This window comes from Amycolatopsis sp. cg13 (assembly GCF_041346965.1).
Lineage (GTDB): Bacteria > Actinomycetota > Actinomycetes > Mycobacteriales > Pseudonocardiaceae > Amycolatopsis.
This window is the reverse complement of record NZ_CP166848.1, coordinates 8,641,881-8,666,451: the sequence shown is the minus strand read 5'-3', so window position 1 is coordinate 8,666,451 and position 24,571 is coordinate 8,641,881. Positions and strand designations below refer to the sequence as shown.

Sequence of the window (24,571 nt, the reverse complement as noted above, 5' to 3'; positions counted from 1 at the left end):
AGCCGCTCGTGCCAGAACGTTCAGGCCCGGCTCTCCGGCAGCGAACCGGTCCGCAGCCCGGCGACGACGATCTCGCCGAACGCGTCGCCGATCTGCCGGGGCGTCATCGCGCCGCGCGGGTCGAGCCAGGTGTGCGCCCACGCGGCCACGCCGATCACCGCGAACGCGAGCACCCGCGCGGTCGCGACCGGTTTGAACGCGCCGCTTTCGATCCCGCGCTCGACCACCTGCGTGACGAGCGCTTCGAACTCGTCGCGCTTGCGCTCGATCGAGGCGAACGTCGTGCTGGAGAGAAACCGGCGCTCCTGCTGGAAAATCGAGATCTCGGACCGGTAGATGCCGATCGGCTCGACCAGCACCTCGGTCATCACCCGGCGGAGCACCCGCTCCGGCGCGCCGCCCTCGGCGAGCACCTCGCGGATCCGCCGCAGCTGGAAATCCATGAACTGGTCGTGGATTTCGTGCAGCACGTCTTCTTTGGTCTCGAAATGGTAGTAGAAAGCGCCTTTGGTGAGCTTCGCGCGGTCGACGATCTTCTGCACCGAAGTGGCGTGGAAACCGTCCTGTTCGAACAGCGTGAGCGCGGCCCCGACCAGCGCCCGCCGCGTGGCGTCCGGATCGCGCGGCGCCCGGGCCCGGCCGCCGCGCTTGCCCGTGGTCGGCTGGACAGCGGCCATCGAAGTGCTCCTCACTGGCCGGGCTGGCCGCGGTTGCCGGGCCCAGAAGGTAACAAACAATCCCGCCCGGACGGCGAGGAATCGGCAAGCCGGGGCACGCTGCACCAGGGCAGAAGTGCCGCCACCGCGCACCAGCACCAACCGGCTGACACGAACGGAGCAACGCGCCCCGGCTTACGATGGACCGGAGCAGCGGAAAGGCGGTGCGCAGATGGCGACACTCTCGCGGTTCTCCGTGCTGCACACCGCTGACCTGGAGCAGTTCCGGGCCACCGCGGCGCGGTACCTGACCCCGCACCGGCTCTCGCCCGCGGGACGCCACGCGGGCCTGCAGACCGACGTGGCGATGGCCGAACTGGGCCCGGTCACGCTCGTCTACTGCCGCAATACCGGCGCTGAGCTGCGGGTGGAGCTGACCGAACAGGTCGACTACTACGACGTCAACCTGGCGCTCGGCGGCACCAACCTGCTGCGGGCCGATCGCGACGAGGTGTACGTCGACGCCGGGACCGCGGGCATCCTCTCCCCCAGCATGGTCGCTCGCATGGCGCTGTCCGACGGCTACCGCCAGCTGCACGTCCGCGTCGAACGGCACGCGCTGGAACGGCACCTCGAAGAGCTGCTCGACCGCCCGATCGCCGCGCCGATCCGGTTCCTTCCCGGGATGGACCTGGCCCAGCCCGCCGCCGCGTCGTGGGCGCAAGCCGTCCAGCTGCTCCTGCGGGACCTCGATCAGCCTGCCGGGCTCGCCGACGCCGGCGACGACAGCCCGTGGCCGCGGTTCCTGATGACCGGGCTCCTGCTCGCCCAGCCGCACAACTACCGCCACGAGCTGGAGAACCGGCAAGCAGGCCCGCGCCGTTCGACGCCGGTCAAGCGCGCTCTCGAGCTGATCGAGCGGGATCCGTCGGCCGAGTTGTCGATCGAACGGCTGGCCTTCGAGGCCGGAACCACACCTCGGTCGTTGCAACGGCATTTCAAGGAATACGTCGGCTGCAGTCCGCGCGAATACGTGCGGAGCATTCGCCTCGCCCGCGCGCACGAAGACCTGCAGTCGGCGCGACCCGGGACCACGGTCGCCGACATCGCCTTCAAATGGGGATTCGGTCACGTTCCGCGATTCGCCGGGGCTTATCAAGCGCGCTACGGCGTGCGTCCGTCGGAGACGCTGCACAGTTCGTGTCGCGCGGCGGATCGACCTGTCGCGAAGCGGATCGGCGGCCCGGCCGAAGGTTCTTAATCTCCTCCCACGGGTTCCTTCCCGATGGGAGACAACAGATGCACCACGACTTCGACGTCGCAATCGTGGGCTACGGACCGACCGGGCTGGTCCTCGCCTCGGCACTCGGCAAGAAGGGCCACCGCGTCGCGGTGTTCGAACGCTGGCCCGGCCTGTACGGGCTGCCCCGGCTGACCCACATCGACGGCGAGACCGCGCGGATCGTCCAGGCGACCGGCGACCTGGACCACGCCCTGCGCGACGCCCTTCCGCTGCCGCACTACCGCTACCTGAGCGCGGACGGCGAGCAGCTCATCGAACTCGACTGGCGGGGCACGTCGTGCGGGCACCCGGCGCATCTGTCGATCTACCAGCCGGACATCGAGGACGCGATCGACCAGCACGTGCGAGCGACCGGGAACGTCGAGGTCAACCAGGGCTGGGCGGTCGTGAACCTCCGCGCGGAGGCCGACGGGGTGCAGCTGACCGCTCGCCCGTGGTCGAAGGACCGCACCGGCCAGTGGTCCCACTCCGGTGAAGAGCGCACTGTCACGGCGAAGTACCTCGTGGGCGCGGACGGAGCCGGCAGCTTCGTGCGAGCTACCTTGGGCATCGAGCGCAGCGACACCGGCGTACACGACCAATGGCTCAACATCGACACCGAGCGGCTGCGGCCGTTGCCGGAGCGGTTCAGCCGGGTGACCCAGTTCTGCGATCCGGCGCGCGGTCACATGTACATGCCGATCGGCCGGAGCAGGCAGCGGTTCGAGCTGGCGGTGCTGCCCGGCGAGGACGTCGCGGCGTATGAGGACCCGGAGTTCGCCTGGCGCTGGCTCGGCGAAAAACACGGTCTCGGCCGCGCGGACGTCCGGATTCTGCGGCAGGTCGTGTACACCTTCCAGGGCCGGATCGCGGAATCCTGGCGGCGCGGGCGGGTGCTGCTCGCCGGGGACGCCGCGCACACCACGCCGCCCTACCTCGGGCAGGGCGCGTGCTCGGGCATGCGCGACGGAATCACGCTGGGCTGGAAGCTCGACCTCGTCCTGCGCGGCCTCGCCGGGGACCAGCTGCTCGACACCTACGAGGCGGAACGCAAACCGCACGCCACCGCGATCGCTGACATCTCCACCGCGCTGGGCAAGGTCGCCAACACCCACGACCTGGCCGAAGCAGCCGCCCGCGACGATGCGTTCCGCAGCGGGAACGTTCCGCCGCCACCGCCGTTTCCGACCATCGTCGCCGGAGTGGTCCACCCGGACAGCCCGTTGGCTGGAACGCTTGCGCCGCAAGGGATGGTGCGCGGACCGTCCGGCGAGGGCCGGTTCGACGATGTCGTCGGCGGCGGCTTCACTCTGGTATCTCAGACCGACCCCGCTGGTGTGCTCGACGCGGAACAGCAGGGGTTCCTGTCCCGGATCGGAGTGACGATCGCGACCGTCGCATCCGGTGCCGTCGAGGACGTCGACGGGACTTATCAGCGGTGGTTCTCCTCGACCGGGACGGAAGCGTTCCTCAGCCGTCCGGATTTCCATCTCTTCTGGGCCGGCGACCTCGCCGAATTGCCGTTTGCGGTGGACCAGCTCCGGCAGCAGCTCAGCACGGCGGTGCCCGCATGAGCTTGACCGAGGCGCTTTGGCGCGCCTTGCCGCCGACCCGGCTGCTGGACGGCGGCATGGACTACGCCGACGTCCTCGCCCTGCGGACCCGCACCGCCGCCGGGCAACCGTGGCACGTCGCGGCCGAGGAACTCGCTGACGTCCGGCTCGCCCGGGATCCCGCGAATCCGGTCACCGCGTTGGCGGAATTGCGTTACGCCGCAGCGGATCTGCTCTTCGCGCAAATGGCGTTCAACTTCGACGAGCCACGCAAAGTCGCGCTCTACGACCGGTTCACGTCCGTCGTCGCGCGCGCCGCCGAACTCGCGACGCCGCGCTGGGAACGGGTGGAAACACCGTTCGAGAACGGAACACTGTTCGGTTGGCTGGTCCGCCCGCCCGGTCCGATCGCCGGAACCGTCGTGGTGTTCGGCGGCCAAAGCGGCTGGGGCGCAACGTATCTCCCGATCGCCGACGCACTCGCCCGGCGCGGGATGGCCGCGTTGCTCGCCGAAGGCCCCGGCCAAGGCGAGACGCGGATGCGCGGCGGAATCCTGCTGGACGTCGAGGTTCGGGCCGCGTACTCGACCTTCGTCGATCACGCTCCGAGCGACCGCGTTGGCTTGTGGGGCAACAGCATGGGCGGCCTCTACGCCGCCACCACCGCGGCGTCCGACGACCGGGTGACCGCGGTCTGTGTCAACGGCGCACCCGCCGCTCCGCGCCTGCTGGGCTTCCGGACGTTCGACGAACAAGCCTGCGCCATGCTCGGCACCCGGGACCGCCAAGCCGTCCAAGACAACTTCGACCGGCTCGCGTTCAAGCCGGAGGACCGGATCGGCGGCGATCTGCTCGTCCTGCACGGCGGCGAGGACCCCATTGTGCGCCTTGAAGAACAGAAACCGTTCCTGGCCGCCGCCGAGGGTCGCGCGGACCTGAAGCAGTGGGACGACGGCGAGCACACGATCTACAACCACGCGGCCGAACGCACTGCCTACGTCGCCGATTGGTTCGCCGACCGCTTCCGCGAACAGAAAGACTGACCACTGTGGACTTCACCGAAACCACTGCCGAACAAGCCGTTTTGGACAGCTTCGCGGCCACCGCCGACCCACGGCTCAAGGAAATTCTGTCGGCCGTCACCAGGCATCTGCACGCACTCGTGCGGGAACTGCGCCCGACAATGACGGAGTGGGAGCAGGCGGTCGAGTTCCTCACCGACGTCGGCCAGACGTGCGACGCCACCCGGCAGGAATTCGTGCTGCTGTCCGACGTGCTCGGGGTGTCGATGCTGGTCGAAACCCTCAACGACAGCGACGGCGGCACCGAGGCGACCGTACTCGGCCCGTTCCACCTGACCGATTCTCCAGAACGCGAACTGGGCGACTCGATCGACCTGCTCGGCAGCGGAACCCCGTGCGTGATCACCGGAACCGTCCGCGCTGTCGACGGCACACCGCTCCCCAACGCGAGCGTCGACATCTGGCAATGCACCGAGGACGGCTTCTATGACGTCCAGCAGCCCGACGTGCAACCGCCCGGCAACGGACGCGGCCGCTTCCGCACGGACGAGAACGGGAAATTCTGGTTCCGCACAGTCGTCCCCAGCCACTACCCGATCCCCACCGACGGCCCGGTCGGCCGCCTGCTGAACACGACCGGACGGCACCCGTACCGCCCGGCGCACGTCCACGTGATCGCCGAAGCCGCCGGGCACGAGTCGCTGACCACGCACATGTTCGTCGCGGACAGTCCTTATCTCGACAGCGACGCGGTGTTCGCCGTGAAGCGAAGCCTGATCACCGAATTCGCTGACCGCGGCGACCACCGCGAAGCCCACTTCGACATTCGCCTCACCCCGGACGGGGACCGTCCATGATGGACTCTTTCATCTACGAAGCCCTTCCCATGCGCGTCGTCTTCGGCTCCGGCGCGCTGTCCCGGATCGCCGAAGAAACCGACCGCTTGGGCCTGCGCCGGGTCCTGGTTCTGTCCACTCCGGAGCAACGCGACCTGGCCGACCGGGTCGCCGCCGCCCTCGGCGACCGCGCCGCCGGAGTCTTCGCCCAGGCCCGCCCGCACGTCCCGGTGCCGACCGTCGCCGCCGCCTCGCGCGCAGCCGCCAAATCGCGGGCGGACGGCTGCGTGGCGGCAGGCGGCGGATCGACGATCGGACTAGGCAAAGCCCTTGCCCTGCAGCAGGATTTGCCGATAGTCGCACTCCCGACGACGTACGCCGGCTCCGAAATGACGCCGATCTGGGGACTCACCGAGAACAACCGCAAACAAACCGGCCGGGACCGCAAAGTCCTGCCCCGCTCGGTGGTCTACGACCCGGATCTGACCGCAAGCCTGCCCGCGACCGTAGCCGCGACCAGCGGCTTGAATGCCATCGCGCACGCCGTCGAAGCCCTGTACGCGCCGGACGTCTCGCCCGTAGTCGCCGCCATGGCGGAACAAGGCGTACAAGACCTGGCCTCCAGCTTCACCGGCCCCGCCGCCCTGCGCGGAGCCTGGCTCTGCGGTGCCTGCCTGGGCGCGACAACCATGGGCCTGCACCACAAACTCTGCCACGTACTAGGCGGAATGCTCGACCTGCCGCACGCCGAAACCCACGCGATCCTGCTACCGCACGTCGCCGCCTTCAACCTGCCCGCCGCTCCCGACGCGGCTGCCGCCCTGTCCCGCGCGCTGAACACCGACGACCCGGCCGCGGCCCTGGCCAAACTAGCCGCCAGCACCGGTGCCCCGAGCGATCTCGCCGCACTAGGCGTCAAGGAAACCGACCTGACCCCGGTCGTCGACGAGGTGCTGGCCAACCCCTACGCCAACCCTCGCCCAGCGCACCGTCCAGACTTGGAAGCCTTGCTGCACCGAGCAGTCAAGCCCGCATAGCCGTCTCAGCCCACTCCTCAAAGGAGGTCAGCGGAATCCCCAGCTCACGCGCGAACTCGGGCCGCGCGGGCTGGCCGAGCTCGTTCAGCATCGTGTGCGAGAACCCCATCGGCGGCATCCCGGCGGCGAGCGCCTCGTCGACGGTCATGTCCGGCACCGCCAACGGCACCCCCAGCACGCGGGACAGGACCGGCACGATCTCCGTCATCGGCCGGTAGTCGCTCGCCAGCTCCAGTTCGACCCGGTCAAACCGTTCCGGTTCAGCGATGGCCGCCGCTGCCGCGCGGCCGATGTCCCGTACCGCCACCAGCGACAACCGAGTTTCCGGACGCAGGATCGTCACCAAGCCGCCCTCGATGCCGCGCGGGAACACGTACTGCAGGGACGGCAGGAAGTTCTCCATGAAAAACGCCGGCTTGAGCAACGTCCACCGCGGGAACCCGGCCGCCCGGAGCCGATCCTGGACCGCCGCCTTGGCCTCCATCGTCGGCGCCATGAACGCCCACCGCTCATCGGCCAGTTCCGGCGATCCCGCCCCGCTCACCGAGGTGTGCACGAACTGCGGCACCCCGGCTTTTTCCGCTGCGTCGACCAGGTTGATCCCCTGAGCCGCCTCGCCCGCGAAATCCGGCTCCGGCCCGCTCATGTCCGGCATCTGCACGCTGAACACCGCCCGCACGCCCTTCATCGCGGGTGCCAGCCCATCCCGATCATTCAAATCCCCGACGACGAGTTCGGCACCCAACGCCTCGACCGCCTTCGCCCGCTCCGCCGCCGGATCCCGGACCAGCGCGCGGACCGGCACCCCCGCCGCCAGCAACTCGCGGGCGGTCGCGCCGCCCTGCCGTCCCGTCGCGCCGACGACCAGTACCGGTGCTTGCTCACCCATGACTCTCCCTCAGAACACTAAGTGGCGGGCCCCGCCGTTTCGTGTCCGCTACGATACGGCGGGGCCCGCCACTTAGCAAACCCGGAGGTCACGCCATGCCCGGCCAGCAACGCGCAGACGCACGGCGCAACTACGCGCGGATTCTGGAGGTGGCCGAGGAGGAGGTCGCCGCGCACGGGGCGAACGCGTCGCTGGAACAGATCGCGCGCACCGCCGGAGTCGGCTCCGCGACCGTGCGGCGGCACTTCCCCACCCGGCACGCGCTGCTGGAAGCGGTCTCGCAGGAACGGATCGCGCTGCTGGCCGCCCGCGCGCAGGAACTGGCCGGGGAATCCGACAGCCGCCGCGCGCTCCTGGAATGGCTCGACGACGTGGTCAGCTACTGCGTAACCGCCCGTGGCCTCGCGGCAGCCCTGGCGTACGACACGCCAGATCCAGCGCACGGAAACTCCTGCTCGATGACCCTGGAGGAGTCCGCGGCCCCGCTAGTCGCGCGCGCCGCCCGCGATGGGGCCGTCTCGCCGGAAGTGACCGTGGGCGACTTGATCGCACTGATCGTCGGCATCACCTTGACGACCGAACGCCACCCCGACCCGGCCGCGGAGGCCAGCCGCCTGTTCCGGATCGCGGTGGCGGGGATCAGCCCGGAAAACTAGCGCACTCGCCGCCGGTTCTCACCACAGCCCACGACATTCCGCACCCCGGATCGCGGTGGCGGGGATCAGCCCGGAAAACTAGCGCACTCGCCGCCGCGCACCACACTTCGCACCCCGGCGAGCAGCAATTCCAGCCCGAACGCGAACCGCGCCTCGAAGTCGAGCATCGACTCCATCGGTCCCGACTCCAGGTGCGCGTACTCCCGCGTCCCCAAAACCCCCATCAGCACGCCGATCTCGTCCCCGGTCGCACCCTGCTCCTCGAGCGCCTCCCCGAGCACGTAGCAAAACACCGTGCTCGCCGCCCAGATCGCCTGCTTCCGCGGCAGCCCGGAAGCCAGCAGGCAGCCGAGCAGAGTGTCCACATAGGTCAGATTGCTGCGCTTGGCCGCGTAGTTCCCGCCGACGATCCGCGCTCCGTCCCGATGCGCGAGCAGGGCCGTGCGCAATCCGGCGGCCAATCTCCGCACGCGGCTTTCCCAGTCGCCGTCCTCGGCGGGCAGGTCGGCGACCGCGCCGGCGAGGATCGCCTCGGCCATTTCGTCGATCAGCGCGTCCTTGCCGTCGAACAGGCGGTAGATCGCGGGCAGGTGCAGGCCCATCCGGTCGGCCAGCTGACGCATGGTGAGCGCCTCCAGCCCGCCCGCGTCGACCAGGTCAAGCGCCTCGGCCACCGCTCGCTCGGCCCGCGTCGCCGCGATTCCGGCCCGTTTCGCCTCGGTTGACATGTTAACGATGTTACCAATACCCTCGGCCAGGCGGCAAGTAACAACGTTAACAAAAGGAGGGAAGCCGATGACCCCGAATGCCGGAACCGCCGGGAAGCTGGACGTCGCCGTCCGGCAGCTGCGCTGGGAAGCCGACGGCGTGGTCTCGCTGGACCTGGCGGACCCGACCGGGAAACCGCTGCCGAGCTGGGAACCCGGCGCGCACGTCGACCTCGTGCTGCCGAACGGCCTCGAGCGCCAGTACTCGCTCTGCGGCCCGCCCGGCGAACGCGCGTACTACCGGATCGGCGTCCGCCGGGAACGCGCGAGCCGCGGCGGTTCGGAATACGTGCACGCCTTTCTCCGGCCCGGCCAGCGCATCTCGATCAAAGGCCCGCGGAACAATTTCGCCTTCCGCCCGGCCAAGTCGTACGTCTTCGTGGCGGGCGGCATCGGCATCACGCCGATCCTGCCGATGGTCCGCGCCGCGCAAGCCCGGGGCGCCGACTGGCAGCTGTACTTCGGCGGCCGCACCAGCGCGTCGATGCCGTTCCTCGACGAACTCCGCGGCTACGGCGAGCGCGTGCGCTGCCACTCCTCGGACACCACCGGCCGGATTCCGTTGACCGAGCTGGAAAAGCCCGTCGAGGCCGGCGCGAAGGTCTACGCCTGCGGTCCGGCTTCGCTGCTGTCCGATTTGGACACCGCGGCGGCGAACTGGCCGCCCGAAGCATTGCGGCTGGAACGCTTCAAAGCCCCGCAAGCCGCCCCGGCGGAAAACAAGCCGATCGAAGTGGAATGCGCGGTTTCGAAGAAAACCGTGTCCGTCGCCGCTGACGAAAGCATTGTCAGCGCCCTGGAAAAGGCGGGCATCCGGCCGGTGACCTCATGCCGGTCCGGGATCTGCGGTTCGTGCGAGACCAAGGTGCTCGACGGCGTCCCCGACCACCGCGACGGGATCCTCTCCTCGAGCGAACAAGCGGCGGGCGACCGGATGTTCGTCTGCGTGTCCCGCGCCCGCACCCCACGACTGGTCCTCGACCTGTGACGGGAGAAATCATGACCACCGCGGCAGACGCCTACACTCCGATCAGCATGGCGCGCGTCCGGGAAATCATCGGTTTCCCGGACCAGTTCATCGCCGAGAAAAAGGAACCGCACCTCGGCGAATTCGCCATGCGGTTCATCGCGCACAGCACGTTCTTCTGCGCCGCCACCGTCGGCGCGGACGGCCTCATGGACGTCGGACCGAAAGGCGACCCGCCCGGTTCGGTGCGGATCCTCGACCCGTGGACGCTCGCCATCCCCGACCGTCCGGGCAACAAACTCGCCGACACCTTCGAGAACATCACCGCCAACCCGTCGATCGGGCTCGTTTTCTTCGTGCCCGGCCTGCGCGAGGTGATGCGGGTCAACGGCGACGCCTTCGTCACCGACGACCCGGAACTGCTGGGCATGCTCAGCGCGGACGGCAAACCCGCCGTGCTCGCGACGATCGTGCGCGTGCGCGAAGTGTTCGGACAGTGCGGAAAGGCCATTATCCGCGCGAAACTGTGGGAGGGCGACACCCGCGGACTCGCCGAAGCCGCCACCCTTGGCGGCGATTTCTACACCCTCTCCATCGCCGAGCAAGCGCAAAAGATGAACAACAGCCTTGGCGACCTCGTCAGCGGCACCCTGTACGACGTGATCGACGACAAGTACCAGAACGAACTGTTCTGAAACTCCGTTGCTCCCACCACGAAGCCTTGCCTAGTATCCGATTTGTGCGATCTCGACCGTCCTTCGTCACCGATGCCGCCATCGCCCGCGCGCTCGCCGAACATTGGCAGCCGGTTTCCGAGATCGCTTACCTGCCTTGGGGTTTCGGCGCGCACCACTGGCGCGCCGATACCCTGTTCGTCACGCTGGACCAGCTCGAACCCCGGCACACCGCGGCGTCCCTCGAAAGCACCTACGCGAGCGCCGCCGAACTGGCCGCCTCAGGGCTCGAGTTCGTCTGCGCGCCACTTCCCGCGCGATCCGGCCAGTTCACAGTGGACACCGGCGTCGGCGCGCTCAGCGTCACCCCGATGCTGAACGGCCGCAGCCCCGCGGAAGCCGAAGTCGACAAACCGGCAATCCTCGCCGTACTCGACGCCCTGCATCACACCCCGCCACCCGCTGGACTACGCCACTGGTCCCCGCAAGTCGGCCCGGATTTCGCCGACGAACTGCGGTCCCGCACCGCCGAACCGTGGACGTCCGGTCCTTTGGCCGAAGAAGCCCGCACCGCCCTCGCCGCCCGAGCCGACGCGATCCACCGCTGGAACGCCCGCTACCTGGAACTGGCCTCCCTCGCCGCCTCCCACCGCGCTTCCTGGGTCCCCACTCACGGCGAACCGCACAACGACAACCAGGTCCAGACCCCGGACGGCCTGCGCCTGGTCGATTGGGAAAGCCTCGCCGTCGCCCCGCGCGAACGAGACTACGCCGACCTGCCCGACACGGCGGGCCTGGACCCGGAAATGGTCGAACTGTTCGCCCTCGACTGGCGGCTGTCGGAACTGCGCGAATACGCGGACTGGTTTTCCGCGCCGCACACCGGGACCGAGGATGACCGCATCGCGCTGGAAGGCTTGCACGAGGAACTGGCGGCGGATTGAGCGTCCATTCGAGGCCTCGACAGCCAGTCAGCCCGGTCCGCTAACCGGCTAAGTACCCAGCAATTCCGGCACAAAAATCTCCTCCACCGTCATCAACCGCCGAGACAGCCCCTGCTCGAAGTGCCACCGCAAGAACGCCTCCACCGAAAGCCGGTTCTTCTCGATCCCGTAGGGCCACCAATCCTCCCCGAACACCCGGCGATTCTCGTCATACAACGCGCTGAACCACGGCACCATCCCCGCATCCCCCATGTGATTGAAGATCCGCCCCCGCCGGTAGTCCGCCATCGCCATTTCCTTAGCATCGACGAACCCCCGATACAGTCGCTCCGCCAGCCCCGGATGCTCCGCCAGCAGATCCCGCCTAACCACAACCGCATGCATGATCGGCCGAATCCCTGTCCGCCGGTAATACTCCCGCTCCACGCTCACGTAATCCGGGAACAACTGCGCCACCTCCGGCGAATCCTCCCGAATCCCGCGCGGCGGATCCGCGGAAATAAACGCGTCGATCTCCCCGCTCTCCAGCATCGAACCGAGCGCTTTCCCCTCCGGAGCCTGCCGCACCTCCACCTCCGGAGGATGCAGCCGGGGCACGAAGTCGAACCATTCCATCGGCCAATCGAACCCGCCGATCACCCACCGGCTCTGTTCCGGCCGCACGCCGTACTCGTCGGACAGCATGCCTTTCGCCACCACGCCCGCGTCGTGTCCGTAGGTCGCGAACTCGCCGATCGTCTTGCCGATCAAGTCCCGCGGCGTCCGGATGCCGCTGCGGGCGTTCACGTAGATCGCCGAATGCCGGAACTGCCGATTCGGAAACACCGGCAACGCGACGAACGGCGGATCCGGCAGGTCCAAGGTGCGCAGGTAGAAAGTCAGGCCCAGTTCGGCGACGGCGAACTCGCGCCCCCGCACCATCCGCTCGAACAGGTCCGAGACGATGTCGGCGGTGTGCAGGGTCGCGTCGACGCCGTCGAAGCGGACCCGGCCGTCGAACAGCGGGCGGGTGTTGTCGTACCGGTACAGGCCGAAGTCCAGCCGCAGGTCAGTCATCAGAAGCCCCTCTCCGTCCCTTCCGATACTAAACGCGTTTACTATCGAAGGGCAACCGCTACGATGCCTCCCGATGGACAAAGACGCGCTCGCCGAACTCTTCGCCACCGCCTCGCTCGGCGCCCCCGAGAACGCGGTGGGCTTCGTCATGTGGCGCGTCGTGCACCGCTACGTCCGCGAGATCGACCAGGCGCTCGCCCCGCTCGACCTGACGCACCTGCAGTTCCAGACGCTCGCGCTCGCCGCCTGGCTGAACCGCACCGGCGGCCCGGTCACCCAATCCGGTCTCGCGACCTCCGGCGACATCCACCCGATGCAGGTGTCGCAGATCCTGAAAACGCTGGAACGCAAGGGATTCGTCGCCCGCGCGCGCAGCGACGAGGACGTCCGCGCCAAACGCGTCGAGGTGACCGACTCCGGCGGAGCCGCCCTGCGCGCCGCGCTGCCGCTCGTGATCGAGGTGCAGCACCGGATCTTCGGCGACGAGGGGCTTCCCGGCGGAAATCTGCTGAACACTTTGCTGCGCCTGGACAACGCGTAACCCTGCTACGGTGTAAGTGCACGGTTATCCGTCTCGGGGAGGGGACGACATGCCGGGAGCTTTCACCGACCCCAAAGCCCAAGAACGCTACTTCGCCGCGTACGCGAAGATCCTGCGAAAGTGGCCGGTTCCCTCCGAGGAACTGGATATTCCGACGAAGTTCGGCCCCACCCGCGTCCGGCGCAGCGGTCCCGAACAGGGCACGCCGATCGTCCTGCTGCACGGCATCATGGGCTCGTCGTTGTCGTGGTACCCGCACCTCGCCGAACTGGCCGCCCGCCACCCGGTCTACGCCATCGATTCGATCGGCGAACCAGGGCACTCGGTCGAGACCGCTTCCGCCAGCACCGACGACGACCTCGCCGAGTGGCTCTCCGAAGTCCTCGCCGCCATCAGCCAGGAGAAGGTCTACCTCGCGGGCGTCTCGCGCGGCGGTTTCCTGGCGCTGAACCTCGCGACCCGGTCCGCCGGCCAGATCGCGGGCGTCATCGGGCTGGAACCGGCCGGATTCGCGGCGATCAGCGTCCCGAAGTTCATCCTGTGGAGTTTCACGGAGATCTTCCTCTGGCTGCTGCCCGCCGCGGTCCAGCGCCGGATCGTCGCCGGCGATCCGAGCGTGCGGCACACCTTGCGGCCGCTGCTGTTCGCCAGTCTCAAATACAAAGCGCGACTACCGCCGCAGCACGTCTTCACCGACGACGAGCTTCGCGCGATCGAAGTCCCCGTCCTGCTGGTCCTCGGCGAACGCAGCCATATCCACCGCGCACGAGAGGTCGCCGCGCGCATCGCGACGCTGAATCCCCTTATCAGCACGGAAATCGTGCCGGGAACCACTCACGCGCTGACGTTGCAGCAACCCGATCTCGTCACCGCCCACGTTCTTGACTTCGTCGAAACGGACGCGGGCTGACATCATACCTGTCGCGCAGTCGCCATCGCCCGCTCGGTCTCCCAGAACGCACGCATCGAAACGACCAGCCCGTCCTCGTTGACCCGGTAGACGAACACCCCGTCGGTGTCGACGCGATAGCCGCCGGGCAGAAACGTCGTGATGGTGCCGACGTTCGCGACCTCCGAACCCGCCGCGTGCGAATCGCGGATCACGAACTCGAACTTCTCGACGTTCCCGATCGTCTTGTCCCAGAAGGCGGAAAGCCCCTCGCGCCCGTGGTGGCCCTTGCCCTCCTCGTCGAACATCGACGGCCCGACCGGGTCCTCGACGACCGCGTCCGGGGCGAACAGCGCGAGCCAGCCGTCCTTGTCCCCGGCGGTCGCCGCCGTCATCGACTTGAACGCGGCCTCCCGCGCGGGCGGCTGCTGCGCCGCGGGGTCCCAGCAGACCTCGACTCCCATGTCACTCCTCGATTTTCGCGATGATCTCGTCGCCGAACTTGCGGATCGCGTCGACCTTCGGGCGCAGCTCCGCGTCGAATCCGTGCCCCTCGAACACCCACGGCATGGTGATCGCGTCGGTGACGCCAGCCTCGGCCTGCTCGCGGAATCCGTCGAGCCCGAACCGGTCGACGCACACCGCCTGGAACTCGAACGGGTCGTCGGCGCGCCCGCGCTCGGCGAGCAGGCCCTTCAGCTTGCCGATGGTGTCGCGCAGCTGGTCGAGCGTCATCATCGCGGACGACCAGCCGTCCGCGACGCGCGCGGCCCGGCGCAGCGCGACGTCGGTGTGCCCGCCGATGTAGAACGGCACGCGCGAGGGCGGCGGCGGGCTCATCTTGAGCTTGTCGAAGTCGAAGAACTCGCCGTGGAACTCGACCATGTCGCCGCTGAGGATCAGCCGCAGCACCTCGATGGCCTCGTCGAACCGTTTGCCGCGCCGCGCATACGGCGCGCCGCACCATTCGAATTCCTCCGGCGACCAGCCGATTCCCAGCCCGAGGCCGAACCGTCCGCCGGTCAGCGCGGCGACCGAGTTGACCTGGCGGGCGAGCAGCACCGGATTGCGCGAGCCGAGTTTCAGCACCGACGTGTAGAACTGGATCCGCTCGGTCACCGCGCCCATCGAGGCGGTCGCGACCAGCGGATCGGCCCAAGGCGTGTTCTCGTCCCAGAACCGGCTGCCGTCGGGGGTGTAGGGATAGTCGGCGGACACTTTCTCGGAGTAGAAGAGCGAATCGGGCAGCACGATCGAGGAGAACCCGGCCTCCTCGGCGGCGCGGGCCAGGCCGCTCAGCTGGTCGAGCGGGCTCATCGCGATCGACAAGGAGAACTTCATGCCGCGGACTATAACGTGTTCTAGTTTTGTCGGCCACCGCCCGATCGGAGGCGCCGCCGGGAACTCTCCGCGCACGGTCCGCGTTGTCCGTTTCAGAGACGGCTGCCCGGCCGGCTCGTCAGATCGAGACACGGAGTGACCCATGGGCACCGCGATCCTCCTGATCGTGCTGGTCGTCGTCATCGTCGGAGGCGTGCTGTACCTGTCGAGGAAGCAGGCCGCGACCAGACAGAGCCAGCTCGACGACGCGAAGGCCGACGCGCGCCGCCTCGTCGAGCGCCTCGGCGGCCAGGTCCTCAACATCACCGGCACCGACACCGCCTCCCAGCAGGCGATGGCCGACGCGAGCGAGCGCTACAACGCCGCCGGTTCGCAGCTGGAGCAGGCCAAGACGGTCGAACAGGCCCGGCTGGTGAAGGAAACCGCCATCGAAGGCCTGTACTACGTGCGCGCCGCGCGCACGGCGATGGGCATGGACCCCGGCCCCGCGCTCCCGGACGAGGCCGAACGCGAACGCGCGGGCAAGGTCACCGAACACCGCGAGGTGGACGTCGAAGGCCAGCGCTACGCCGCCTCGCCCGACCCGGGCCAGGAAACGCCGTACTACTACCCCGGCGGCCGCGTCGCGGGCCGCCCGGTGCCGCAGGGCTGGTACAGCGAGCCGTGGTGGAAGCCCGCACTCGTCGCCGGCGCGTGGGGCCTGGGCTCGATGTTCCTGTTCAGCGCCATGTTCTCCGGCATGAGCGGCATCGCCAGCGCCTCGGCCTGGGAATCCGGCTACGACGCGGGCCAAGCGGACGCCCTGGACGCCGGCGGCATGGACGGAGGCTTCGACGGCGGCGGCTTCGACGGAAGCCAGGACTTCGGCGGAGGTTTCGACGGAGGCGGCTTCGATGGAGGCGGGTTTGACGGCGGGGGCTTCGACTTCTGACCGATGACCAGCGAGAGGGCCCTGTGGCAGGTTTGCCGCGGGGCCTTCGTCGTCTCCGCGTGTGGACAAGCCTCGCGGAGCCCTCGCCGTCTCCGCACGCAGACAAACCCCGCAGGACCCTCGCCGTCTCCACACGCGAACCAGCCCCGGCTGCCGCGTGACAGGTCTGTCCCGGCGGCTGGCCGCAGCGCCAACGGTGTGCGGAATTCTCCGGCCGACGGGCGCGGTCCGGCGCTGTCAACGTCCGTGAAGGGCTCCTTGAGGGAATCTGATTCCCTCAAGGAGCCCTTCACGGACGACTGCGGAGCCGAGCGCCGCGAACCATCAGGGCCTAGCCGGTGCTTCGCATCGCCGCACGCAGCCGCACGACGATTACGGAACAACCCCAATGTGGCATTGGGTGCGTTCAGCGCACCGAACGCGGCATTAGGTGCACCCCATGCACCCAACGCGGCCTTCGGTGCATCCAGCGCAACCAACGGCCTTCGGTGCCTCCCCCCGCACCCAACGCGGCATTAGGTGCGCCCAGCGCAACCAATGTGGCATTCGGTGCGTCCCATGCACCCAATGCCACATTGGGGTTTCCCAGTACTGCGGCAGGGTTCGTTGCAGCGGTCACCAGGGGATGCGGTGCACCGCCTGGCAAGACGAGGTTGCGCGGCTCCGTTGGTCCCGAGAAAGGTTCGTGAGGGGAACCCTGAGGGAATCTGATTCCCTCAGGGTTCCCCTCACGAACCTCGGCCTAGCGCAACGGAACCCGCCGACCGGGGTGCGAGTGGCGAGAACCCCGCGTGCTGCGGAGAAAACCGCATCGGGGCGAACCCAGCTCAAGCCAGCGAGCGCAAACCCAACTCCGCCGAACTCAAGCAGGCTGGCAAGTAGGGCACCAATAAAGATTCCGCGCAGCCAATTCCTTCTGCGCCACCGGAGTCCCGCACACCAGACACGGCATCCCGGCCCGCCGGTAGACGTAAACCTCGCCCCCGTGCCGGTCCTCGCGCGGAGCCCGGCCCATCGCCGCGGGCAAATGCTCCGGCGCGACGGTGTCGATCCGCCCGACCCGGACCCCGGCGCGCATCAGCGTCACCAGGTCCGCCCAGATGTCGTCCCACAGCACGCGGTCCAGCGCGCGTCCGGGAACCATCGGCGAAATCCCGTGCCGGAACAGCACTTCCGCGCGATAAACGTTCCCGACGCCGGCCAGCACAGCCTGATCCATCAGCAACGCCGCGATCGTCGTACGAGACCGCGAAATCCGCTCCCACGCGCGATCCGGCTTCGCATCGCGGCGCAGCGGGTCCGGACCGAGCCGGGCCTTGATCGCGTCGACCTGCGCCGGGTCCAGCAGTTCGCACCGCGTCGGGCCGCGCAGATCGGTCCAGTGGGTGCGGCCGACGAGCCGCATCCGCACCTGGCCCACCGGCGAAGAAACAGGCAGCGCGGCCTCGCCGAACGTGCCGTACAGACCTAAGTGGACATGGACTGTCCCCATAGGACCGTAGTTGTGGAACAGGTGTTTCCCGTACGCCTCAGCGGAAACGAGCACCTGCCCGTCGAGTTTCTCCGCCTCCGCGGCGAACCGGCCCTGCGGGCTGCTGACCAAGACCGGTTCGCCGGCGTACCGGCGTTTGTGCAGACGGGCCAGCCGATGGAGCGTGTGCCCCTCGGGCATCAGGCCTCCGGCAGGGCGGGCGGGGTGCCGGTGCGCTCGTAGTCGAGCAGCTGCTGCACGCGCCGCGCGTGCCGCTCGGCCGGGTCGACCGGCGTGGCCAGGAACGCCTCGACGATCTCGGTGGCCTGCTCCTCGGTGTGCATCCGCGCGCCGACGCCCAGCACCTGGGCGTGGTTGTGCTCCCGGGTCAGCTGCGCGGTTTCGACGCTCCAGCCGAGTCCGGCGCGGATGCCGGGCACCTTGTTCGCGGCGATCTGCTCGCCGTTGCCGGAACCGCCGATGACGATGCCGAGGCTGCCCTCGTCGGCGGCCACGCGGCGCGCGGTTTCGACGCAGAACGCCGGGTAGTCGTCGGCCGCGTCGTAGACGAACGGACCGATGTCGGTCACCTCGTGCCCCTGTTCGCCGAGGTGGCGGACAAGGTGGTTCTTCAGCTCGAAACCGGCATGGTCGGATCCCAAGTAGACACGCACAGCGGGAGTGTGCCATCTCGCGCCCGACCCGGCATGCTCCGGGGGTGGACATCGCAGCGCAGCACGGCGCGGACGTCCGGCTCGAATGGGGCGGCGAAGGCGTCGGAATCCTCGGCCGGGAATGCGCGGTGCTGATCATCGTGGACGTGCTTTCCTTCAGCACCACAACGGATCTCGTCGTCAGCCGGGGCGGCCGCGTGCTGCCGGTGCGCTGGCGCGACGAACGCGGAATCGCCGAGGCGCGCGGAGCCGGAGCAGCAGTCGCGGGCGAAGAGGAATGGACGCTCCGGCCGTCTTCTGTGACGCAGATCCCGTCCGGCACGCTGCTCGCTCTCCCCTCCCCCAACGGCGCGACGCTCTGCGCGGCCGCGCAGAAAACCGGCGCGCACGTATTGGCCGGTTGTCTGCGAAATGCGTCAGCGACCGCGGCGAAAGCCATGGAAATCGCCGACGGACGGCCGATCGGCGTCATTCCCGCCGGGGAACGCTGGGGCGTGGACATGTTCGGCAAAGGAGCGGAATTCGGTCCGCTGCGGCCGTGCGTCGAAGACCAGCTGGGCGCGGGCGCGATCGTCAGCGCGCTGACCGGGTCGCGATCCGCCGAAGCCGCGCTCGCCGCAGCTGCCTACGCGGCCACCGACGTGCCAGCCGCGCTGACCAGCTGCACCTCCGGCCGGGAGCTCGCCGCGACCGGCCACGGAAACGACGTATTTCTCGCTGCCCAGCAGGACGTCAGCGATAGCGTGGCGAGGCTGTCGCACGGAATTCTGGAGGGGCAATGAGCTGGACAGAGGTGGCCGACGGGGTTTTCGCCCGCCGGTACGACGAACTGGACCTCACCACCGGCTTGGTGCTCGGCCGAGAGCAGTGCCTGGTGATCGACACCCGCGGCGACGTCGACCAGGGCGCCGAACTCGCCGCCGCGATCCGCGAGCTGACCGAGCTGCCGTGGTCGGTCGTCTACACGCACGCGCATTTCGACCACGCCTTCGGCACCACGCCGTTCCTGCCGTGCGACGTCTGGGCTCACCCCGGCTGCCTGCGGGCCATGCTGAAGAACGGCGAAGCCGACAAACAAACCTGGGCCGAGCACTACCGCAAAGAGGGCAAGCCGGAAATCGCCGACGCCATCGAACGCACCGGGCTCATGCCGCCGGACCGCCTCGTGCCCGACCGTGCCGAACTCGAACTCGGCGGCCGCACCGTCACGCTCGTGCACCCCGGCGTCGCGCACACCGACCACGACCTGCTGGTGCACGTGCCGGATGCCGACGTCGTCTTCGCGGGCGACGTCGTGGAACACGGTCCGCACGGCTTCACCGCGTACTCATTCGGGCCGGACGACGAACTCGACGCTTGGGCCAAAGCGATGAACGCGCTGCTCGCACTCGAACCGCGCATCGTCGTACCCGGTCACGGCGAGCCGGTGGATGAAGCGTTCGTCCGCACACACCGCGACGGTCTGCTCAAGCTCCACGAGCTGAAGACCGCCAAGACGCCGCTCGAAGAGGCGTTGAAAAACGCGCCCTACCCGGAGGACGTCACCAGGGCGGCGCTCGGGTTCTCGTGAGTGCTGGTCACGGTTCTAACCGCGATCAGCACTCACGAGCCGGGAGTCAGTCGAAGTTCAGGTCCCCGGTCCGGGTGCGCTTCAGCTCGAAGAAGTCCGGGTAGCTGGCCAGCGCGACCGCGCCGTCGAACACCTTCAGCGCGTCCTCGCCCCGCGGGATCGACGACAGCACCGGGCCGAAGAACGCGGTCCCGTTGACGTGGATGGTCGGCGTGCCGACGTCCATGCCGACCGGGTCCATGCCCTCGTGGTGGCTCTTGCGCAGCGCTTCGTCGTATTCGGCCGATTCGCCGGCCTCGGCGAGTTCGGCCGGGGCGCCGATCGCGGCCAGCGCTTCCTTGATGACGAGCTTGCGGTCCTCGTTGTGCTGGTTGTGGTAGCGGGTGCCGAACTCGGTGTAGAAGTTCCGCACGGCTTCCTGGCCCTGGGTCTGCGCCAGCGCGGTCGCGACGCGCACCGGGGCCCAGCCCTCGCTCAGCAGCTCCTTGTACCGCTCGGGCAGGTCTTCGCGGCCTTCGTTCAGCACCGACAGGCTCATCACCCGGAAGGTCAGGTCAAGCTCACGGTGCTTCTCGACCTCGAGGATCCACCGCGACGAGATCCACGCGAACGGGCAGATCGGGTCGAAGAAAAAGTCCACCTTCACAGGCTGGGACGCGTCAGTCATTTTTCACGGGCTCCTCGGCGCGGCTGCTCCCCGGCATTCGCCGGAGGGCGGGGCGAACCCCCGCACTGCGAGGCAACGCGGGAGGCCCTCCGCATTGTTCCCTGGTCGCCGGTTGCGGGCCCGTCATGATTGGATGCTGAACGTCGTGCCAACCGGAACCGAAGACCAGAGGTGCCCGTGCCCGCCCCCAACCTGACGCGTGACGAAGCCAAGCAGCGCTCCGGCCTGCTGGACGTGTCGTCCTACGACATCGAGCTGGACCTGACCGACGGCAGCGGCCGTCCAGGGGAGAAGACGTTCCGCTCCACCACCACGGTGCGGTTCTCCAGCAGCCGTCCCGGCGAAGCCTCGTGGATCGACCTCGTCGCCGAAGGCGTCCGCTCCGCCGTGCTGAACGGCACTGAGCTCGATGTCAGCGGCTACGCCGAGGAAAAGGGCATCGCGCTGCCCGGCCTTGCCGCGGAGAACGAACTCGTCGTCACCGCCGACTGCCGCTACATGAACACCGGCGAGGGCCTGCACCGGTTCGTCGACCCGGTCGACGACGGCGTCTACCTCTACACCCAGTTCGAGACCGCCGACGCGAAGCGCATGTTCGCCTGCTTCGACCAGCCGGACCTCAAGTCCGTCTACCGGCTCGCGGTGCACGCCCCGCGCGACTGGAAGGTCGTGTCCAACGCGCTCGTCGAAAGCGCCGAGGACACCGAGGACGGCGCGCGCCGCACGCAGTTCGCCGAATCCGAGCGGATTTCCACCTACCTGGTGGCGCTCGTCGCCGGCCCGTACGCGGAATGGACCGACGAGTTCCGCGACGAGCACCGCACCATCCCGCTCGGCATCTACTGCCGCGCGTCGCTCGCCGAGCACATGGACGCCGAGCGGCTGTTCGTCGAAACCAAGCAGGGTTTCGCCTTCTACCACGAGAAATTCGGCACCCCGTACCCGTTCTCCAAGTACGACCAGCTGTTCGTGCCGGAGTTCAACGCGGGCGCGATGGAGAACGCCGGCGCGGTCACCTTCCTCGAGGACTACGTCTTCCGCAGCCGCGTCACCCGCTACGCCTACGAGCGCCGCGCCGAGACGCTGCTGCACGAGATGGCGCACATGTGGTTCGGCGACCTGGTCACCATGCGCTGGTGGGACGACCTGTGGCTGAACGAGTCGTTCGCGACCTTCGCGAGCGTGTTCGCCCAGGCCGAGGCGACCGAGTACAAGAACGCCTGGACCAGCTTCGCGAACATCGAGAAGTCCTGGGCCTACCGCCAGGACCAGCTGCCCTCGACGCACCCGATCGCGGCCGACATCGTCGACCTGCACGCGGTCGAGGTGAACTTCGACGGCATCACCTACGCCAAGGGCGCGAGCGTCCTCAAGCAGCTGGTGTCCTACGTCGGCATCGACCACTTCCTTGACGGCCTCAAGGTCTACTTCGGCAAGCACGCGTGGGGCAACGCCACGCTCGCCGACCTGCTGGCCGCGCTGGAGGAAGCGTCCGGCCGCGACCTGTCGTGGTGGAGCGCGGAATGGCTGGAGACCACCGGCCTCAACTCGCTCAGCCCGCGCTACGAGATCGCCGCGGACGGCACCTTCGCGTCGTTCGCCGTCGTGCAGACCGGTGCGAAGCCGGGCGCCGGCGAGCTGCGCACGCACCGCGTCGCGGTCGGCGTGTACGACGAGGACGGCGACGGCAAGATCGTCCGCACCCGCCGCGTCGAACTGGACGTCACCGGCGAGCGCACCGAGGTCCCGGACCTGGTCGGGCAGGCCGCGGGCAAGCTCGTGCTGGTCAACGACGACGACCTGACCTACTGCCGGATGCGCCTCGACCCGGCGTCGCTGACCACGCTGATCGACCGGATCGGCGACATCACCGAATCGCTGCCGCGCACGCTCTGCTGGTCGGCCGCTTGGGAGATGACGCGCGAGGCCGAGTTGAAGGCTCGCGACTTCGTGACGCTCGTGGCGCGCGGGATTCACGCCGAGAGCGAGGTCGGCGTGGTGCAGCGGCTGCTGTTGCAGGCGCAGACTGCGCTCAACTCCTATGCGGACCAGAAGTGGGCTGCTTCTGAGGGGTGGCCTGCGTTGAGCGGGCGGCTGTTGGAGTTGGCTCGGACCGCGGAGGCTGGGTCGGATCATCAGCTGGCGTTCGTGAACTCGCTGGCCGGTGGGGTGTTGAGCGACGAGATCCTGGCGGAGATCGCTGGGTGGCTCGACGGGTCTGCGCCGTTGCCGGGCCTCACGGTGGACACTGATCTGCGGTGGCGGTTGTTGCAGGCGTTGGTCGCGCATGGCAAGGCTGGTGCGGACGAGATCAATGCCGAGCAAGAGCGGGATGACACTGCTGCCGGACGGCGGCACGCTGAGCGGTCTCGGGCGTTGCAGCCGACTGCGGAGGCCAAGGCTGATACCTGGCAGCGGGCTATTTACGACGACGAGATTCCCAATGCGGTGAGCGATGCGTTGATTTCTGGGTTCTCGCACCCGGGGCAGAAGCACTTGCTCGGGGAGTACATCGAGCGGTACTTCGAGGTTATCGACGACGTGTGGGCTCGGCGGTCCAGCGAGCGGGCTCAGCCGACGGCGATCGGCCTGTACCCGTCTTGGGCTGTTGAGCCTGCGACGGTTAATGCTTCGGATGAGTGGCTCGAAGGTGACCACCCGGCGGCGCTGCGACGGCTCGTCTCCGAGGGGCGCGCTGGGATTGTTCGGGCGTTGGCCGCTCGGGACTTCGATAGCCAGGCTTGAGTTTTCTTCGGGGTTCTGACGCAAGCGTGTTGCGTTGGGGCACCCCGAAGCTGATGGTGACTACGGGCTGAGGGTGCTTGTCAAGGCGGGAAAGATGCCTTGACAAGCACCCTCAGCCCGTGTTTTTGGCTTCGTATCGGGGTGCAGGGCCGGGTCTGGCTGCATGGCTAGCTTCGTAGGTTGGCTGCGGTTGGGTGGTGGGGCTAGCGCCCCAATGTGGCATTGGGTGCATGCGACGCACCCAATGTGGCGTTCGGTGCGTCTGGCGCACCGAACGCCACATTGGGGCGCATCCCGGCGCGCGCTGGGCGGATGGTCTGTGAAGGGCTCCTTGAGGGAATCTAATTCCGTGAAGGGGCCCCTCACGGACCGTCGAAAGGTCGTGGGGGAACCCTGAGGGAATCAGAGTCAGTGAGGGTGGCCCTCACGGACTAGGGCCGGGGCCAGAACGTAGAAAGAGCCGCCCCGCGCGATGGCGGGACGGCTCTCGAAAGGTTGTGCGGGGGTTAGTGCTTCGGGGCGGGGCCCGCTTGGTCGCTCAGCATGCGCAGGGCGTTGACCAGGCCGCCGGTGAGGTCGCCTTCCTTGAAGGAGGCCACCATGCTCGCCACGGCCAGATTCGCGCCTCGGTCGGGCAGGCGCGAGTGGGCGCGTTCGCCGGTGACGATCTCGATCGCGCGCTGCGCGGGCGAGACGCCCAGCAGGACCGCGTTCGAGGGGTCGTCGGTGGCGGCGTGCAGCTTTTCCGCGCCGGCGCGGGTGTCTTCGCCGAGGTCGCCAAGGTAAATGCTGAAGCCGAGGCCGGTTTCGCGGGTCGCGAAGGTCAGGGCCTCGTCCAGGCGCGCGAGCTGCTGCACCGTGAACGGGCTCGTCGGGGCCGCGGGCTCGTACATCTTCGCCGCCGACAGCCTGCCGCTGTTGGTGATGACCTCGCCGAAGGCCAGGTCCTTCTCCGCGACCGCGGTCTGGGTCACTTCACCACTTGCCACGAGCGCCTCCTGCGGCCGTCGAAGCGCCCGCGGGCGCCGCATTCACGTCAACCGCCGGGCCGTGGCCGGCTCCTACGCCGTCCGGGTTGGCGGTCCACCACATCGCGGGGTACTCCCACGGCTGCCCCGGCCGGTACCGCGGCGTCCCCGAGAACTTCTTCCGCAAGGTCGCGGCGCCGACCACGAAGTAAATGGCCCCGGGGATGACCGCGTAGACCAGGATCGTCTCGACAACGTTCACGCCGGTGAGCGTATCGGATGCCTTCCGGAGCCACCGCGCGACACCGCGACCGGCGGCGACCGTTCGTCGTCGCTGAGGCGCCGTCCGCCGCTTGGCCCGCCCCCGCTGGAACGTTGGGGCGAAGGGCGGCGGGCCGAAAGATGGCAACTCGCCGTACAGGCGGCCGTACCGGG

General features: G+C 68.6%; 26 protein-coding genes. 15 read left to right on the top strand and 11 right to left on the bottom strand.

Annotation, left to right across the window (positions count from 1 at the left end):
* Positions 1 to 20: 20 nt before the first annotated feature.
* Positions 21 to 677, bottom strand: a complete 657-nt coding sequence (locus AB5I40_RS40560; RefSeq protein WP_370935477.1) for a TetR family transcriptional regulator — start codon at positions 675 to 677, stop codon at positions 21 to 23.
* A 211-nt stretch (positions 678 to 888) separates the two neighbouring features.
* Between AB5I40_RS40560 and AB5I40_RS40555 the strand changes: the two genes are divergently transcribed.
* Genes AB5I40_RS40555 through AB5I40_RS40535 form a run of 5 tightly spaced genes read left to right on the top strand, consistent with a single transcriptional unit; the run spans position 889 to position 6,386 of the window.
* On the top strand, positions 889 to 1,917 hold the full coding sequence (locus AB5I40_RS40555; protein ID WP_370935475.1) for an AraC family transcriptional regulator: 1,029 nt from the start codon (positions 889 to 891) through the stop codon (positions 1,915 to 1,917).
* A 38-nt stretch (positions 1,918 to 1,955) separates the two neighbouring features.
* Complete coding sequence (locus AB5I40_RS40550; RefSeq protein ID WP_370935473.1) at positions 1,956 to 3,512, top strand: bifunctional 3-(3-hydroxy-phenyl)propionate/3-hydroxycinnamic acid hydroxylase; 1,557 nt, start codon at positions 1,956 to 1,958, stop codon at positions 3,510 to 3,512.
* Positions 3,509 to 4,534, top strand: a complete 1,026-nt coding sequence (locus AB5I40_RS40545; RefSeq protein ID WP_370935472.1) for an alpha/beta hydrolase family protein — start codon at positions 3,509 to 3,511, stop codon at positions 4,532 to 4,534. Before AB5I40_RS40550 ends, AB5I40_RS40545 begins: the two co-directional genes overlap by 4 nt.
* Before the next feature lie 5 nt (positions 4,535 to 4,539).
* On the top strand, positions 4,540 to 5,370 hold the full coding sequence (locus AB5I40_RS40540; protein ID WP_370935470.1) for a dioxygenase: 831 nt from the start codon (positions 4,540 to 4,542) through the stop codon (positions 5,368 to 5,370).
* Positions 5,367 to 6,386, top strand: a complete 1,020-nt coding sequence (locus AB5I40_RS40535; protein ID WP_370935468.1) for a maleylacetate reductase — start codon at positions 5,367 to 5,369, stop codon at positions 6,384 to 6,386. The genes AB5I40_RS40540 and AB5I40_RS40535 overlap by 4 nt, the downstream gene beginning before the upstream one ends.
* Here AB5I40_RS40535 and AB5I40_RS40530 read toward each other — a convergent pair.
* Complete coding sequence (locus AB5I40_RS40530; protein ID WP_370935466.1) at positions 6,373 to 7,275, bottom strand: NmrA/HSCARG family protein; 903 nt, start codon at positions 7,273 to 7,275, stop codon at positions 6,373 to 6,375. The two genes, AB5I40_RS40535 and AB5I40_RS40530, sit on opposite strands and share 14 nt — an antisense overlap.
* Positions 7,276 to 7,370: 95 nt before the next feature.
* Between AB5I40_RS40530 and AB5I40_RS40525 the strand changes: the two genes are divergently transcribed.
* A complete protein-coding gene (locus AB5I40_RS40525) occupies positions 7,371 to 7,931 on the top strand; it encodes a TetR/AcrR family transcriptional regulator (protein WP_370935464.1) in 561 nt (186 codons plus the stop codon).
* Between the two features lie 65 nt (positions 7,932 to 7,996).
* On the opposite strand, the gene AB5I40_RS40520 is transcribed toward AB5I40_RS40525, so the two are convergent.
* Positions 7,997 to 8,659 (bottom strand): TetR/AcrR family transcriptional regulator C-terminal domain-containing protein, encoded by a 663-nt coding sequence (locus AB5I40_RS40520; protein WP_370935463.1) that lies wholly within the window; start codon positions 8,657 to 8,659, stop codon positions 7,997 to 7,999.
* Between the two features lie 67 nt (positions 8,660 to 8,726).
* Between AB5I40_RS40520 and AB5I40_RS40515 the strand changes: the two genes are divergently transcribed.
* From AB5I40_RS40515 to AB5I40_RS40505, 3 genes are read left to right on the top strand one after another with little or no spacing between them, the layout of a single operon-like run.
* A complete protein-coding gene (locus AB5I40_RS40515; protein WP_370935461.1) occupies positions 8,727 to 9,686 on the top strand; it encodes a 2Fe-2S iron-sulfur cluster-binding protein in 960 nt (319 codons plus the stop codon).
* A gap of 11 nt (positions 9,687 to 9,697) precedes the next feature.
* Positions 9,698 to 10,360, top strand: coding sequence for an MSMEG_1061 family FMN-dependent PPOX-type flavoprotein (locus tag AB5I40_RS40510; RefSeq protein ID WP_370935460.1), 663 nt, complete (start codon positions 9,698 to 9,700; stop codon positions 10,358 to 10,360).
* Between the two features lie 44 nt (positions 10,361 to 10,404).
* Entirely contained in the window at positions 10,405 to 11,283 is an 879-nt protein-coding gene (locus tag AB5I40_RS40505) for a phosphotransferase family protein (protein WP_370935459.1), read from the top strand.
* Positions 11,284 to 11,331: 48 nt separating this feature from the next.
* Here AB5I40_RS40505 and AB5I40_RS40500 read toward each other — a convergent pair whose 3' ends face one another.
* Positions 11,332 to 12,339 (bottom strand): 4,5-dihydroxyphthalate decarboxylase, encoded by a 1,008-nt coding sequence (locus AB5I40_RS40500; protein ID WP_370935457.1) that lies wholly within the window; start codon positions 12,337 to 12,339, stop codon positions 11,332 to 11,334.
* A gap of 73 nt (positions 12,340 to 12,412) precedes the next feature.
* On the opposite strand from AB5I40_RS40500, the gene AB5I40_RS40495 reads away from it, so the two are divergent.
* Both AB5I40_RS40495 and AB5I40_RS40490 read left to right on the top strand, forming a co-directional pair.
* The gene (locus AB5I40_RS40495) at positions 12,413 to 12,880 is read left to right on the top strand and encodes a MarR family winged helix-turn-helix transcriptional regulator (protein ID WP_370935455.1); all 468 of its coding nucleotides are present in this window, start codon (positions 12,413 to 12,415) and stop codon (positions 12,878 to 12,880) included.
* Positions 12,881 to 12,929: 49 nt separating this feature from the next.
* Positions 12,930 to 13,790 (top strand): alpha/beta fold hydrolase, encoded by an 861-nt coding sequence (locus AB5I40_RS40490; protein WP_370935454.1) that lies wholly within the window; start codon positions 12,930 to 12,932, stop codon positions 13,788 to 13,790.
* A 2-nt stretch (positions 13,791 to 13,792) separates the two neighbouring features.
* On the opposite strand, the gene AB5I40_RS40485 is transcribed toward AB5I40_RS40490, so the two are convergent.
* On the bottom strand, positions 13,793 to 14,233 hold the full coding sequence (locus AB5I40_RS40485) for a nuclear transport factor 2 family protein (protein WP_370935452.1): 441 nt from the start codon (positions 14,231 to 14,233) through the stop codon (positions 13,793 to 13,795).
* Between the two features lies 1 nt (position 14,234).
* Positions 14,235 to 15,110 (bottom strand): TIGR03619 family F420-dependent LLM class oxidoreductase, encoded by an 876-nt coding sequence (locus AB5I40_RS40480; RefSeq protein ID WP_370935451.1) that lies wholly within the window; start codon positions 15,108 to 15,110, stop codon positions 14,235 to 14,237.
* Between the two features lie 142 nt (positions 15,111 to 15,252).
* Between AB5I40_RS40480 and AB5I40_RS40475 the strand changes: the two genes are divergently transcribed.
* Positions 15,253 to 16,041, top strand: coding sequence for a hypothetical protein (locus AB5I40_RS40475; RefSeq protein ID WP_370935450.1), 789 nt, complete (start codon positions 15,253 to 15,255; stop codon positions 16,039 to 16,041).
* An 862-nt stretch (positions 16,042 to 16,903) separates the two neighbouring features.
* Here AB5I40_RS40475 and AB5I40_RS40470 read toward each other — a convergent pair.
* Positions 16,904 to 17,713 (bottom strand): Fpg/Nei family DNA glycosylase, encoded by an 810-nt coding sequence (locus AB5I40_RS40470; protein WP_370935448.1) that lies wholly within the window; start codon positions 17,711 to 17,713, stop codon positions 16,904 to 16,906.
* Positions 17,713 to 18,186 carry a ribose-5-phosphate isomerase gene (locus tag AB5I40_RS40465; RefSeq protein ID WP_344283378.1) on the bottom strand — a complete coding sequence of 158 codons (474 nt, stop codon included), beginning with the start codon at positions 18,184 to 18,186 and terminating at the stop codon, positions 17,713 to 17,715. Before AB5I40_RS40465 ends, AB5I40_RS40470 begins: the two co-directional genes overlap by 1 nt.
* 44 nt (positions 18,187 to 18,230) lie before the next feature.
* Here AB5I40_RS40465 and AB5I40_RS40460 point away from each other — a divergent pair, with 44 nt between their 5' ends.
* Together AB5I40_RS40460 and AB5I40_RS40455 are read left to right on the top strand one after the other, a co-directional pair.
* Entirely contained in the window at positions 18,231 to 18,968 is a 738-nt protein-coding gene (locus AB5I40_RS40460; protein ID WP_370935447.1) for a 2-phosphosulfolactate phosphatase, read from the top strand.
* Positions 18,965 to 19,756, top strand: a complete 792-nt coding sequence (locus tag AB5I40_RS40455; protein ID WP_370935445.1) for an MBL fold metallo-hydrolase — start codon at positions 18,965 to 18,967, stop codon at positions 19,754 to 19,756. Before AB5I40_RS40460 ends, AB5I40_RS40455 begins: the two co-directional genes overlap by 4 nt.
* Positions 19,757 to 19,802: 46 nt before the next feature.
* Here AB5I40_RS40455 and AB5I40_RS40450 read toward each other — a convergent pair whose 3' ends face one another.
* Complete coding sequence (locus AB5I40_RS40450) at positions 19,803 to 20,423, bottom strand: DsbA family protein (RefSeq protein ID WP_370935443.1); 621 nt, start codon at positions 20,421 to 20,423, stop codon at positions 19,803 to 19,805.
* A 177-nt stretch (positions 20,424 to 20,600) separates the two neighbouring features.
* On the opposite strand from AB5I40_RS40450, the gene pepN reads away from it, so the two are divergent.
* Entirely contained in the window at positions 20,601 to 23,168 is a 2,568-nt protein-coding gene (gene pepN / locus AB5I40_RS40445; protein WP_370935441.1) for an aminopeptidase N, read from the top strand.
* Positions 23,169 to 23,674: 506 nt separating this feature from the next.
* Here the strand turns inward: pepN and AB5I40_RS40440 are convergent.
* Together AB5I40_RS40440 and AB5I40_RS40435 are read right to left on the bottom strand one after the other, a co-directional pair.
* A complete protein-coding gene (locus tag AB5I40_RS40440; RefSeq protein WP_182894010.1) occupies positions 23,675 to 24,157 on the bottom strand; it encodes a DUF5130 family protein in 483 nt (160 codons plus the stop codon).
* On the bottom strand, positions 24,144 to 24,398 hold the full coding sequence (locus AB5I40_RS40435; RefSeq protein ID WP_037814055.1) for a hypothetical protein: 255 nt from the start codon (positions 24,396 to 24,398) through the stop codon (positions 24,144 to 24,146). The genes AB5I40_RS40440 and AB5I40_RS40435 overlap by 14 nt, the downstream gene beginning before the upstream one ends.
* Between the last annotated feature and the right edge of the window lie 173 nt (positions 24,399 to 24,571).